Here is a 13,387-nt window from a genome sequence, read left to right as displayed (position 1 = left end):
ACTCGCGGCCGGCCTGCGCGTCGAGAATGCCGGCACGTTCGACGCCATCCATACCCGCGTCAAGAAGCTGATCGCCGACGGCCAGTTGCAAGGCCTGCGGCTCGACCACATCGACGGCTTGCGCGATCCGGCGCAATATTTTCAGCGGCTGCGCCGGCTCGCCCGCGACGCCCAGGGCGCCGGCGCCAAGCCGCTCTACACGGTGATCGAGAAGATCCTTGGTGAGGGCGAAGAGTTGCATCGCTTCGCCGGCGTCCACGGCACCACCGGCTACGAGTGGTTGAACGTCATCACCCAGGTGCTGCTCGACGGCAACGGGCTGAAGCCGCTCGACGAAACCTGGCGACAGATCAGCAGTTCTTCGCCGGCGTTCGAGCCGGTACTGATCCGTGCCAAGCGCCGCGTCCTCGACACGCTGCTGCGGAGCGAGTTCACCGTGCTGACGCGGCTGCTCGCGCGTATCGCCGGCGGTCACTACTCGACGCGCGATTTCTCCGCCGACGATCTGCGCCGCGTATTCGAGCTCTATGTGCTGCACTTCCCCGTCTATCGCACCTATATCACCGGCCAAGGCCCGGCCGCGCCGGATCGCGAGCTGATTGCCCAGACGATCGAGAAAGCGCGCGCCGACTGGTACGGCGCAGACGACGGCATCTTCGATTTCCTGCAGGACGCGCTGACCATGGACCTGATCGGCCCCGATCGCGTCGCTCATTCCAAATCGCGCGTCCGCCGCTTTGCGCTGAAGGTGCAGCAGTTCACCGGGCCGACGATGGCCAAGTCGCTCGAGGACACCGCCTTCTATCGCTATCACCGCCTGATCGCACTCAACGAGGTCGGCGGCGATGCCGCTGCACAGGCGCTGCCGGTCGCGGCTTTCCATGAACTGATGGCGAGCCGCGCCAAGGATTGGCCGCACGGCATGACGGCGACGATGACGCACGATGCCAAGCGCGGCGAGGATGCGCGCACGCGCATCATGGCGCTGGCCGAAATACCCGGCGAATGGGCCAGCCTGGTGGCGAAGTGGAAGCTGCTGAACGCCGGCCATCTCGCGACGGACGGCGACGGGCGCGCGCCGTCTGCGACGTTCGAGTACATGCTGTATCAGGCGTTGCTCGGGGCTTGGCCGTTGCAGGACGACAAGGATTTTCCGGCGCGCGTGCAGGCTTTCGCCGAGAAGGCCGGACGGGAAGGCAAGCAGGACACCAACTGGCTCAATCCGAACCAGCGCTACGAAGACGGCGTCAAGCAGTTCATCGAACGCCTTCTCGATCCGGCCCAGTCGTCCGAATTCCTGCAGTCACTTCAGAGCCTCGAACAACGGCTGTCTCTGCTCGGTGCGCTGAACTCGCTGTCGCAGCTCACCTTGAAGGCGACGATGCCGGGCGTGCCAGACTTTTATCAAGGCACAGAGTACTGGGACTTCTCGCTGGTTGATCCCGACAACCGTCGCCCTGTCGATTTCGAGGCGCGCGCGCAGGCGCTCGGTGAAGTGGAAACGCCGGACTGGGCGGTGCTCGCCGAAAGCTGGCAGGACGGCCGCCTCAAGCTGGCCTGGACACATCATCTGCTCAAGCTGCGCGCCGAGCTGCACGACGTCTTCACCGACGGCGACTATCGGGCGCTAGAGGTTATCGGCCGCGATGCCGACCACGTCATCGCTTACGCGCGCGCGCGCGGGCACGAGGCGGCGATCGTCGTCGTCGGCAAGACCTTCGCCCCTTTGAGCGACGGCGGCCGCCATTGGCCGCGCGGAGACGCGTTCGAAGGCGAAGTGAAGCTCGACGGGCTCAGCGTCGAAGGGGCGGAAGCCGGCGTGCTGCGGCTAAGCGACATCTTCCGCACCATCCCCGCTGCAGTGCGACGGGCAGAGGTGAGTGGCGGGAAGCGGAGGCGGTGACCGGGTATTTGCTCGCAGCCGATCGTCACCAAACGCCGTCATGCCCGGGCTTGTCCCGGGCATCCACGAAAACCAGCGAAGTCACGAAGTAGACGTGGATGGCCGGGACGAGCCCGGCCATGACGAGGAAGATGCTGCGTCGCTCCTAGCGGATTAAAATGGATGAGTGCGCCGCGCTCCCACGTCTACATACGGCAAGGCCGCCCGGGAGCGTGAGCCGGGCGGCCTGGCGGGTTGCGTGCCGATCGGGATCGGTTCCCTCCCCCGCTCGATCATTTTACGAGATTCTCTGAACGCTTACTTAACCGACGTCAAATGTGCAGTGCGAGATTTCGCCGTTCACCGCCCCCGCAGCGCAGCATCGCGTCTTTCGTCGAAGATCACTTCTTGTCCAGCAACAGATGGCCGCGATCGCGGATGGCCAGCTTGGCCATGTCGGCGAATTTCTGCAGCAGCCACGGCAATCGCACTTCGAGCCGGACGTGATCGTCGGCGACGTCGATCTGGCCGGACGCGACCTGGCCGATGGCGCGCACCCGAAACAGCATCTTGTCGCCCTGCCAGATTTCCTCGTCGACCTTCAGCACCGGGATGTTGACGGCCGCTCGCGTCAAGCCGGCTTGCAGACGACGGCGGGCTTCGTCACGGCCGAGTTGGTGCGGAATCGAAACGACAAGCGGCGCTGACATCGACAGTCTCCGGAAAGCGACAACTCCTCCTCATTTAAGCAACAGTCGCAGAAATTACAGGGCCGCGTAGCACGATGGTTTCCGCACACGGAACCTTCGCTCTGCCCGCGGGTTCTCGATCACGTTCCGCGTTTCGACAAAACGGGTTGAGGAGAACACTATGTCGATCGGTACTATCATTCTGATCATCCTGATCATCGCGCTGCTCGGCGGCTTTTCCGGCATCGGCGGCGGGCCGTTCTACGGCACCGGCTACTACGGCGGCGGCGGTCTCGGATTGATCATCATCATCCTGATCGTGCTCCTGCTGCTCGGAAAGCTCTGATCGGACTCGAGATCACATGCGCTCCGGAGGCAATCTGCTTCCGGAGCGCTGATCTATGGGTAGGACGCTAAGCCGGATCTCAACGTCATTGCGAGGAGCGCAGCGACGAAGCAATCCAGTCCCGCGCACTGAGCTGGATTGCTTCGCTTCGCTCGCAATGACGGTTTCGGCGTCACTTCACCGCTTCGCTGTCAGCTTCTCGATCGCCGCCCGCAGCGGCGTGGCGGCGGCCTCGTAATCATCCCACGCCTTCGACTTGTTCCACAGCGCCGGCACGGTCTCGACCGTGTAGCGCTTCGGATCGAGCCCCGGCCGGACCTGCGCCCAGCTCACCGGCATCGACACCGTGGCGCCTTCACGGGCGCGCGGCGACAGCACCGCCACCGCGGTCGACATTCGGTCGTTGCGCAAGTAATCGAGGAAGATCTTGCCGGTGCGCTTCTGCTTGGACATGTTGAGCAGATAACGATCGGGACTGTCCTCGGCCATCAGCTGGCAAATCGCCTGGGCGAACGCCTTGGCCTGCTTCCAGTCGACATTGTTCTTTGCTTTCGACGCATCGAGCGGCGTCACCACGTGCAGGCCCTTGCCGCCGGTGGTCTTGCAGAAGGTGTTGAGTCCGATCGCCTCGAGCCGCTGCTTCATCTCGCGTGCCGCCTTGATGACTTCTTCGAAGCCGACTTCCGGCGCCGGATCGAGATCGAACACCAGCCGTCCCGGCACGTCGGGCTGATCCTCGGCGCAATTCCACGGGTGCAGCTCAACGCCGCCGATCTGCGCGACCGCGATCAGGCCCTCGACGCGGTCGATCTGCACATAGGGCTTGCGATCGCCCGACACGCTGACGAGCTCTATCAGATTGCTCATCCCCGCCATGGCGTGACGCTGGAAGAAATGCTCGCCGCCGATGCCGTCAGGGGCGCGCACGATCGAACACGGCCGGCCCTTGATGTGCGCGATCACCGTGGCGCCGACCGCCTCGAAGTAATCGGCGAGATCGCGCTTCGTGATCGCATCACTGATCTTGCTCTTCGGCCACAGCTCCTTGTCGGGCTTGGAGATCACCACGCCCATGACTTCGGCGAGGCTGTCGGACGACGTGCGCGTTCGCGCCGGCTTGGCGGCCTTCGTCGGCGTCGACTTAGCGGCTTTGCCCTTGCTCTGCCGCCCCGGCTTTGGCGTCGCCACCTCGACCTTGGCGGGCGTCTCGGGCTCGACCTCCTCGGCCGGTTTGTCGCGCCGCAGGCCCTTGAACGAGGCCTGCCGCACCATGCCGCCGCCCGTGAATCCAGCGAACTCGATCTCGGCGACCAGCTCCGGCTCGACCCAATGCACCTCGCGGCCCTTCCTCGGCGCGTTGGCTCCGCTGAATGGATTTTCCTTGGATTCGTGCGCCTTGAGCTCTGGGAGAATCCGCTTCACGACCTCCTGTCCGAAGCCGGTGCCGACGATGCCCACATAGGCCAGATGATCGTCGCGGTTCACGCCGACCATCAACGAGCGGAATTTGCCGTTCGTCGTCTTCCAGCCGCCGATCACCACCTCATGCCCGGCCCGGCACTTTGCCTTGGTCCAGGCCTCCGTGCGCCCGGAGCGATAGGGCGCGTCGAGCTTCTTGGAGACGATGCCTTCCAGCGACAGCCTGCAGGCCGACTGCAAAATCGCGTCGCCGCCGGACTCGAAATGCTCGACGTAGCGGATCAGTCCCTCTTTGCGCCGGCCGCGCGCGGACTTCAGCAAAGCTTGCAGCCGATCCTTCCGCTCCGACAGCGGCAGCGCACGCAGGTCCTCGCCATCGGCATAGAGCAGATCGAACGCGAAGCAGATCAGGTTGTCGGTGTCGCCGTCCGACAGCGCCGCCTGCAGCGCGGCGAAATCGGGGTGACCGTGGGAGTCGAGCGCCACCACCTCGGTGTCGATGATCGCATCCGGCAGCGCCGCGGCTTCTTCGGCGATCGCGCCGAACTTCCCGGTCCAGTCGAGCCCCTTGCGGGTCAGGAGACGCGCCTCGCCATTCTGCACGCGCAGCTGCATGCGGTAGCCGTCGAATTTGATCTCGTGGCCCCAACCATCGCCGGACGACGGCCGCTCGACCGAGGTGCAGAGCTGCGGCGGCACGAAGTCCGGCATCGCAGTGCGTTTTGCCTTCGCAGTCTTCGCCACACGCTTTGCAGGCTTGGCAGCGGCGGCTTTGGTCGCCTTCGCAGGCTTGGCTTTCGAAGCGGATTTGGCGGCCTTCTTGCCCTTACCATTCGCCTTGCGCTCATCCGCAGCAAGACCGACGTTGCTGTCCCACACCGCATCTGCCTTCACCGGCCCGGTCGCGCCCTTGCCGGTCATGAACGGCTTCGGCGCCCGGCCTTTGCCTTCGGCAATCTGCGCCATGGCGCGGCCGGAGGCCACCGAGCGATCTTCGTCGAGCACGGCCTCGCCGTGGCTCTCGACGGAGTAATCGTCACGGTGCTTGATCAGCAGCCAGTTGGTGCGCTTGCCGCCGCTACGGTCGTGGCGCATCCGCACCAGCACCCAGCCGCCGTGCAGCTTCTCGCCCTCCAGCGTGAACTTGAGGTCGCCCTTCTTGAAGCCCTTCTCCGGATCGTCGCAGTCCCAATAGCCGCGGTCCCACAGCTGCACCGTGCCGCCGCCATACTGGCCCTTCGGGATGGTGCCTTCGAAGTCGCCGTAATCAAGCGGATGATCCTCGACCTCGACGGCGAGCCGCTTGTCGTGCGGATCGAGCGACGGCCCCTTGGTCACCGCCCAGGACTTGAAGACGCCGTTGTACTCCAGCCGCAGATCGTAGTGCAGCCGCGTCGCGTCGTGCTTCTGGATGACGAAACGCCGCCGCTTCGAGGGCGCCACCGGGCTGTCGCCGCTCGGCTCCGCGGTCTGTTCGAAGTCGCGTTTCTTCCGATACAGCGCGAGTTGTCTGTCGGCCACGTCGTCCTCCGCAATCGCCCGGCGAACCTGATCGGAACCAAAACCCCTGATACCTGTTGGAGTTCCCAAGCCGCGGCCGTGGTCGCGCCGCGTCTGTTGCGTCCTCATCCCCACCGATTTCGGAGAGCATCATGGCCCCGCGCCGCGCCTACTGGAAGGGCTCGCTGAAGCTGTCGCTGGTCAGCTGCCCGGTCGCCCTGTATCCGGCCTCGACCGGCGTCGAGAAGACCCGCTTCCACATGATCAATGCCGAGACCGGCAACCGGCTGAAGCAGCAGATGATCGACGAAGACACCGGCGAGGTCGTCGACAAGGATCAGAAGACGCGCGGATACGAGGTCAGCAAAGGTAAGTACATCGAGATCGAGAAAGACGAGCTGGAAGCGGTGCAGATCGAGAGCACCCACACCATCGAGATCGACAGCTTCGTGCCGGCCGAGGAAATCGACAAGCGCTACCTCAATCACCCCTACTATATCGTGCCGGACGGCAAGGCCGGCGTCGACGCCTTCGCGGTGATCCGCGACGCCATGAAGGACAAGGACCGCGTCGCCCTGGCGCGCATCGTGCTGACCAACCGCGAACACGTCATCGCCATCGAGCCGTTGGGCAAAGGACTGCTCGCCACCACGCTGCGCTTTCCCTACGAGCTGCGCGACGAGGACGAGTATTTCGACGACATCAAGACGCCGAAGGTCACCAAGGACATGGTCGAACTCGCCGGTCACATCCTCGACAGCAAGGCGGCGCATTTCGACCCGTCGAAATTCAAGGACGAGTACGAGACCGCGCTGAAGGCGCTGATCAAGCGCAAGGCCGCCGGCAAGCCGATCAAGATCCCCGAGCCGGAGGAGAAGGAAAGCAACGTCGTCAACCTGATGGACGCATTGAAAGCAAGCCTCAAGGGCGGCGGCAAGAAATCAGAAACGGCTGCGACACGGCGCAAGACGGCGTCGCGCGGCTCTTCCCGCGCCACCGGCAAAGCCCGCCGAGCGCCAGCAAGGCATCGCAAGGCGAGCTGACAGTCAACCGCCGCTCCCACGTCATTGCGAGCCGAAGGCGAAGCAATCCAGTCCGGTGCACGGGGCTGGATTGCTTCGTCGCTTCGCTCCTCGCAATGACGAGGGGCTCCAGCCGAGCCCACATCTCCCCATTCGTTTTCCAGTCGGATTGACTATCGGGATATCCACGGATTAATCTAGGGATATCCCGATTTTGGAGCCGCGATGGAACCCGCCCCTTATGCCTGCCATTGTGGCGCGCTGCGCAAGGCCACGCGCCGGCTGTCGCAGATCTACGATGTGGCGATCGCCGCTTCCGGGCTGAAGTCGACCCAGTACGCCATTTTGTCCGAGGTCGACCGTAGCGGTGCACGGGCGCCGACCATCGGCGAGCTTGCTGAGCTGTTGGTCATGGATCAATCGACCGTCGGGCAGAACCTGCGACCGCTCGAACGCGAGGGCTTGGTCAAGCTGGTTCGCGACGATACCGACAGTCGGCGCAGGCTGGTGACGTTGACGCGCAAGGGCCGCGGGCGGCTCGACGCGGCGCGGCCGCTGTGGCGCGCCGCGCAGGATCGATTCGAAGCACGGCTCGGCCGCGATAAGGCCGCGGCGCTGCGTGAAACGCTGCTCGGCATCGCCTTCGATCCTGAGCTGAGCGCCGCCTGACCGCCACGGCCTTCGCCGCGTCGGCATCTTCGATCCAATTCAGCCTCCGGAGTCATCACCATGAATCATCTGGACCGAAAGACGCTGGAGGTGGCCGCCAAGATCGTCGCCGAGGACAGCAGCGTGCCGCCCCCGCGGCGCAAGGCGTCGCCCAACTTCGTGCTCGGCATCGTCTGCGTCGGTATCGTGCTGGCCAATCTCGATCTGTTCATCGTCAACGTCGCGCTGCCGAATATCGGCCGCGACTTCGCCGCGGCGTCGCTGGAAGACTTGTCGTGGGTACTCAACGCCTATGCGATCGCCTACGCAGCGCTGCTGGTGCTGTTCGGCCGCATCGCCGAGCGGCATCGCCGCGACCTCAGCTTCCTCGCTGGCGTCGCGCTGTTCACCCTTGCCTCCGCCGCCTGTGCGATGGCCAGCAGCGTCGAGACGCTGGTCGCGTTCCGCCTGGCGCAGGCTGCCGGCGCGGCGCTGATGACGCCGACCTCCCTCGGGCTGCTGATGGCGGTGTTTCCGCCGGAACGGCGCAGCCATGCGGTGCGGACCTGGACGGCCATCGGCGGCTTCGGCGCCGCGCTTGGTCCGCTGATCGGCGGATTGCTGGTGACACTGGACTGGCGCTGGATCTTCCTGGTAAATGTCCCGATCGGCGTGCTGGCGCTGATTGTCGGATACTGGAAGCTGCCGCGCGTCGAGGGCCACGAGGTGCCGCGGCCGAGCCCGTGGGATGCACTGTTGGTCACCGGCGGCATTGCCGCACTGGTGTTCGCGATTATCAAGCTCAACGACTGGGGCGTGACCTCGCCGCGCATCGCGCTCGCTGCCGCGGTGTCGGCTGTGCTGCTTGCGGCGTTCGTGCGCAGCTGCCTGCGCTCGCCGACGCCGTTCATCGATCCGGCGCTATTTCGGATCCGCTCCTTCACCGGCGCGACGCTGGTGATGGCACCGTATTCGGCGGCATTCGGCGCGATGCTGCTGTCGATCGCTCTGTGGGAGCAGTCGGCGTGGGGCTGGTCGGCGATGCAAACCGGGCTAGTGATTGCGCCCGGCCCGCTGATGGTGCCGCTGACCTCGCTGCTACTGGCCGGGCGCCTGATCGCGCGGTTCGGCGCCACCGCGGTGGTCACCGCCGGCATCTTGTTCTTCGCCGGCGGCGTCGGCTGGTGGGCGGCGATGATCGGCCCCGAGCCGAACACCGCGCTGGTCGTCATCGGCATGACGCTGACCGGCATCGGCGTCGGCCTGACCTTCCCGACCCTGATGGGTGTCAGCGGCTCGGCGCTGCCGCCGTCGCAATTTGCCACCGGATCGGGCGTCATCAACATGACCCGGCAGGCCGCGCTCGCGGTCGGCGTCGCGATCTTCGTCGCCGTCACCGGATCGCCCGCGAGCCTGCCGGAGCGCGTTGCCGCGTTTCATCTCGGCTGGTGGACGATCGTCGGACTGGTGCTGATCGGGCTGGTGCCGACCTTCGCGCTGATCCGGCGGTCCGGCGCATAAGCGCCGGCCGCTATCCGCTCAATTCTCCATCGCCTCGTAGACCAGCTTCTTCAGCTCGCGCTGGACCGGCTGGCGCTGCGACGGGGTTTGCTCCATCAGCACGAAGAACATGTCCTGCTTGGGATCGATGACGAAGTAGCAACCCGAGGCGCCGTCCCATTTCAGTTCGCCGAGCGAGCCGGGCGGCGGCGGCTTGGCGTTGCCCGGATCGGTGCGGACGCCGAGGCCGTAGCCGTAGCCGAAACCGTCGCCGGGGAAATAGAAGTAGTCGCGTTCGACGCCGGAGCCCGGACCGATGTGATCCGTCGTCATCTCCTTGTAGATCTCGGGGCTGAGATAGCGCTTGCCGTCGAGCTCGCCTTTGTCGGCCAGCATACGCACGAAGCGGATGACGTCGTGCGGCGTCGAGCTCAGGCCACCGCCGCCGGACTCCCACTTTCGCACGATGTCCGGACCGACCGGCCGGCCGACGCGGAAGTTGGCGTCGTTCGGCATCGGCTGCGCCAGACGATCCTTCTGGGTGTCGTTGGTGAAGAAGTACATCGTATCCTTCATCCCGAGCGGATCGAACAGGTGCTCCTTCTCGTAGGTGTAGAACGACTTGCCCGAGGCGACTTCGACGACGCGGGCCAGCACCTCGTAGGAGTTGCCGTAGTCCCACAGCGTGCCGGGCTGCTCCTGCAGCGGCAGCTTGGCGATGCGCTCGGCAAACTCGGCGGTGGTCGGATCGCCGTCGTAGATATTGGCGGCGGCGATCGCCTTGCGCACCAGATGGTCGCCGTAGAAGCCGTAGGTGATGCCCGAGGTGTGGAGCAGCAGGTCGCTGATCTTGATCGGCCGTTTCAGCGGCTCGTAGTCCAGATACTTTTCGCCGTTGTCGCGGGTCTTGACCACGCCGACCTTGGTGTCGGCAAACGCCGGGATGTATTTCGACAGCGGATCATCCAGCTTGATCTTGCCGTCCTGCACCAGCATCATCACCGCCACCGCAGTGAACGGCTTGGTCAGCGAGGCCAGACGGAAAATCGTGTCGTCGGTCATCGGCGCCTTGGTGGCGACATCGCGCACGCCGAAGTGCTTGTGATAGACCGGTTTGCCGTGCTGCTCGATATAGACGACCGCGCCGGGGATCTTGCCCTCGGCGATGATGCCGTTGAAGAACTGATCGATCTTGCCGAGCTTCTCCTGAGAGAATTTCGCCCCCGGCGGCAGATCGAACGTGCCCTCCGCAGAGGCGGGGCCTATGGCCATCGCGGCCAGCGCTCCTGCCATGATCCAGCGCGTAGCGCGATGCAGCATCGTATCCCTCCTGTTTGAAGGGCGATCGTAGCTACGTGTGGGATTATTTCCAAGCCCGGCAGCGAGCGAGGGCGGCAGCCGGAGCTAGAGCCTGGCCAGCGCCGCGCGGTGCAACTCCGCGCTCGGCTCCGAAAAGCAGCAGAACACCACCCGCGTCACTGTGGAAGCCGCGCCGAGCGCCTGGCCCACAGTACTCACGGCAATCGGGGCAGCCCGCTCGGGCGGGAAACTATAGACGCCCGTCGAGATCGCCGGAAAGGCCACCGAAGCAAGGTTATGCTCTTGGCAAAGCTCCAGCGCACGCCAATAGCACGAGGCCAACGCGCGATCTTCGTCATCGCGGCCGCCGTGCCAGACCGGCCCGACGGCATGGATTACGTGCTTGGATGGAAGCCGGTAGCCGCTTGTGATCTTCGCGTCGCCGGTGGCGCAGCCGCCCAAGGTGCGGCACTCGGCCAGCAACTCGGGCCCGGCGGCCCGATGGATCGCGCCGTCGACGCCCCCGCCGCCCAGCAGGGAGCTGTTGGCGGCGTTGACGATGGCGTCGAGCTTCAGCGTGGTGATGTCGGCAACGACGACTTCGAGCGTCGCCGCGCCGATGCGGCCGATCAAGGCGCTCAGGCGGCGGCCTTGACGCCCTTGTCGCTGAACAGCTTCTGCAGTTCGCCGGCCTGGAACATCTCGCGGACGATGTCGCAGCCGCCGATGAACTCACCCTTCACGTAAAGCTGCGGGATCGTCGGCCAGTTCGAATACTGCTTGATGCCGTCGCGCAACTCGGCCGATTCGAGCACGTTGTGACCCTTATAGGGCACCCCGATGTGGTCGAGGATCTGCACCACCTGGCCGGAGAAGCCGCACTGCGGAAACTGCGGCGTGCCCTTCATGAACAGCACGACGTCGTTGGCCTTCACTTCGTTGTCGATGAATTGCTCGATGCTCATGTGAATCCCTTCACGGCAGCCGCCGACCACCGGCAGCCCGGCCGAACTGTCATATATGTAGCGCGAAAACGGTTCGCAGCCCAAGTAAAATGCCAGGGAGGGTGGCTGGCGGGCTGATTTGTCTCAAGAATTCGCTGCGCGTATCGCCGAACTCCTGCCCTTCGTACATCCCACACCAAGAGATTGGGTCCGCGCCCTTTCATCGCCAATCAGGCGAACCTATCTCCCATGCTTTGGAACCGCTTCCGATGAGCAGCGTTTTCTTTCAATTCGGAGATGTGCGTGACGAAAACCTCTTCAGTGGCGACCAGTTGGGCCGACCCCGCCCCGTCTTCCGTCTCCGCTTCCCCGCTCGCCCGGCAGCTGATCGACGCCTATCGGACGGTCCGCGATGAGACCGAACGTCGCGCGGCGCCGCTGTCGGCGGAGGATCAGGTGGTTCAGTCGATGCCGGACGCCAGCCCGGCAAAGTGGCACCGCGCGCATACGACCTGGTTTTTCGAGCAGTTCCTGCTCGGCGAGCACCGGCCCGGCTACCAGGTCTTCCACCCCGACTACGCCTATCTGTTCAATTCCTATTATGTCTCCGCCGGCCCGCGCCACACCCGCGCCGCGCGCGGCTTGCTGACCCGGCCCGGCATCGCCGAGGTTGCTGCCTATCGCCGCCACGTCGATGCGGCGATGATCGATCTGTTCGAGACCGCCGAGCAGGACAAGTTGGAGGCGCTGGCTCCGCTGGTCGAGGTTGGGCTCAACCACGAACAGCAACACCAGGAGCTTCTGCTCACCGACATCCTGCACGCCTTTGCGCAGAACCCGATTCCGCCGGCTTATGACCCGTCGTGGCGGCTGCCAGCTTCGGGTCGCAGCGGCGACGAATGGGTCGCGCTGCCCGAGGGCATTCACCCGATCGGCCATGCCGGCGACAGCTTCCATTTCGACAACGAAAAGCCGGTGCATCGTGCGCTGGTCGGACCGGTCAGGCTGGCGCGCCATCTCGTCACCAATGCGGAGTGGCTGGAGTTCATGGCCGACGGCGGCTACCGCATGCCGACGCTGTGGCTGATGGACGGTTTCGCCAGCGCCGAGCGCGAAGGCTGGGAAGCGCCCGGTCATTGGCGCAACGTCGACGGCGAATGGCGCATCATGACGCTCGGCGGCCTGCAGCCGATCGATGCCGACGCGCCGGCCTGCCATATCAGTTACTACGAGGCCGACGCGTTCGCGCGCTGGGCCGGCAAGCATCTGCCGACCGAAATGGAATGGGAAGTCGCCGCACGGGCCGGCCAGCTTGCCAATGCGTTCGGCATGGTCTGGCAATGGACCCGCAGCGCCTACGCGCCCTACCCCGGCTACAAAGCCATCGAAGGCGCGCTCGGCGAATACAACGGCAAGTTCATGGTCAATCAGCTGGTGCTGCGCGGCTCGTCCTGCGTCACGCCGCAGGGCCACAGCCGCCTCACCTATCGCAACTTCTTCTATCCGCACCACCGCTGGCAGTTCACCGGACTGCGGCTCGCCGACTACGACGCCTGATCTTCGAACCGAAAACTAATGCGCGAGAGCGCATCCGGGAGACCGCCTGATGAATTTGCACGTTCCCGTGCGCAGCCGCGCGCCGCTGCACGAACTTCATCCGCACGACGCCGACATCGCCGAATTCGCACGCGACGTGATCGCCGGCTGGTCGCAGCCGCAAAAGACGCTGTCGCCGAAGTACTTCTACGATGCCGCGGGCTCCGAGATCTTCGAAGAGATCACGCGGCTGCCGGAGTACTATCCGACACGCACCGAACTCGGCATTCTGCGCGACCGCGCCGCGGAGATCGCCGCGCTGATTCCGAACGACGCGGCGATCGTCGAATTCGGCGCAGGCGCGACGACCAAAATCCGCATCCTGCTCGACGCCCATCCGGTTGCAGCCTATGTGCCGGTGGACATTTCGGGTGACTTCCTCGCCGACCAGGCAGACGCGTTGCGCCGGGATTTCCCCAGGCTCGAGGTGCACCCAGTGGCGGCGGATTTCACCAAGCCGTTCGCGTTGCCGGCCGCCGTGTCGGTCCGGCCGAAGGTCGGCTTTTTCCCCGGCTCGACACTCGGCAACTTCGAGCCGCAGG

Annotated in this window: 12 protein-coding genes; 7 read left to right on the top strand and 5 right to left on the bottom strand. The window is 65.0% G+C overall.

All coding sequences use genetic code 11. The features are described from left to right. Window positions 1-1,903 (top strand): malto-oligosyltrehalose synthase (gene treY / locus I5M_RS24415; RefSeq protein WP_022723788.1); only part of this gene is annotated, 1,903 nt, incomplete at its 5' end. A 380-nt stretch (window positions 1,904-2,283) separates the two neighbouring features. Here treY and I5M_RS24405 read toward each other — a convergent pair. Continuing rightward, on the bottom strand, window positions 2,284-2,592 hold the full coding sequence (locus I5M_RS24405; protein WP_022723786.1) for a polyhydroxyalkanoic acid system family protein: 309 nt from the start codon (window positions 2,590-2,592) through the stop codon (window positions 2,284-2,286). Window positions 2,593-2,752: 160 nt separating this feature from the next. Here I5M_RS24405 and I5M_RS31600 point away from each other — a divergent pair, with 160 nt between their 5' ends. Beyond that, a complete protein-coding gene (locus I5M_RS31600) occupies window positions 2,753-2,917 on the top strand; it encodes a DUF3309 family protein (RefSeq protein WP_022723785.1) in 165 nt (54 codons plus the stop codon). A gap of 177 nt (window positions 2,918-3,094) precedes the next feature. On the opposite strand, the gene ligD is transcribed toward I5M_RS31600, so the two are convergent. Beyond that, the gene (ligD, locus tag I5M_RS24395) at window positions 3,095-5,857 is read right to left on the bottom strand and encodes a DNA ligase D (RefSeq protein WP_022723784.1); all 2,763 of its coding nucleotides are present in this window, start codon (window positions 5,855-5,857) and stop codon (window positions 3,095-3,097) included. A gap of 131 nt (window positions 5,858-5,988) precedes the next feature. Here ligD and I5M_RS24390 point away from each other — a divergent pair, with 131 nt between their 5' ends. The 3 genes from I5M_RS24390 to I5M_RS24380 all read left to right on the top strand — a co-directional run bounded on the left by I5M_RS24390 (window position 5,989) and on the right by I5M_RS24380 (window position 9,027). Continuing rightward, window positions 5,989-6,879: a Ku protein gene (locus I5M_RS24390; protein ID WP_022723783.1), complete on the top strand. Its 891-nt coding sequence runs from the start codon at window positions 5,989-5,991 to the stop codon at window positions 6,877-6,879. A 279-nt stretch (window positions 6,880-7,158) separates the two neighbouring features. After that, window positions 7,159-7,527 (top strand): MarR family winged helix-turn-helix transcriptional regulator, encoded by a 369-nt coding sequence (locus I5M_RS24385; protein WP_199900064.1) that lies wholly within the window; start codon window positions 7,159-7,161, stop codon window positions 7,525-7,527. A gap of 60 nt (window positions 7,528-7,587) precedes the next feature. Further along, window positions 7,588-9,027 carry an MFS transporter gene (locus I5M_RS24380; RefSeq protein ID WP_022723781.1) on the top strand — a complete coding sequence of 480 codons (1,440 nt, stop codon included), beginning with the start codon at window positions 7,588-7,590 and terminating at the stop codon, window positions 9,025-9,027. 18 nt (window positions 9,028-9,045) lie between these two features. Here I5M_RS24380 and I5M_RS24375 read toward each other — a convergent pair whose 3' ends face one another. The 3 genes from I5M_RS24375 to grxD form a co-directional block, all read right to left on the bottom strand. Then, complete coding sequence (locus I5M_RS24375) at window positions 9,046-10,326, bottom strand: serine hydrolase (protein ID WP_022723780.1); 1,281 nt, start codon at window positions 10,324-10,326, stop codon at window positions 9,046-9,048. Between the two features lie 84 nt (window positions 10,327-10,410). Then, on the bottom strand, window positions 10,411-10,947 hold the full coding sequence (locus tag I5M_RS24370; RefSeq protein WP_031337447.1) for an O-acetyl-ADP-ribose deacetylase: 537 nt from the start codon (window positions 10,945-10,947) through the stop codon (window positions 10,411-10,413). Beyond that, entirely contained in the window at window positions 10,944-11,270 is a 327-nt protein-coding gene (gene grxD, locus I5M_RS24365) for a Grx4 family monothiol glutaredoxin (RefSeq protein ID WP_031337446.1), read from the bottom strand. The genes I5M_RS24370 and grxD overlap by 4 nt, the downstream gene beginning before the upstream one ends. A 276-nt stretch (window positions 11,271-11,546) precedes the next feature. Here grxD and egtB point away from each other — a divergent pair, with 276 nt between their 5' ends. Then, on the top strand, window positions 11,547-12,806 hold the full coding sequence (gene egtB / locus I5M_RS24360; protein WP_022723777.1) for an ergothioneine biosynthesis protein EgtB: 1,260 nt from the start codon (window positions 11,547-11,549) through the stop codon (window positions 12,804-12,806). Window positions 12,807-12,855: 49 nt separating this feature from the next. Then, window positions 12,856-13,387, top strand: a 532-nt coding sequence (locus I5M_RS24355; protein WP_022723776.1) for an L-histidine N(alpha)-methyltransferase, incomplete at its 3' end; no start/stop codon positions are given.

This window comes from Rhodopseudomonas sp. B29 (assembly GCF_000333455.1).
GTDB lineage: Bacteria > Pseudomonadota > Alphaproteobacteria > Rhizobiales > Xanthobacteraceae > Rhodopseudomonas.
Note: the sequence above shows the minus strand (reverse complement) of the source record. Positions and strands in the feature narration are given on the sequence as shown.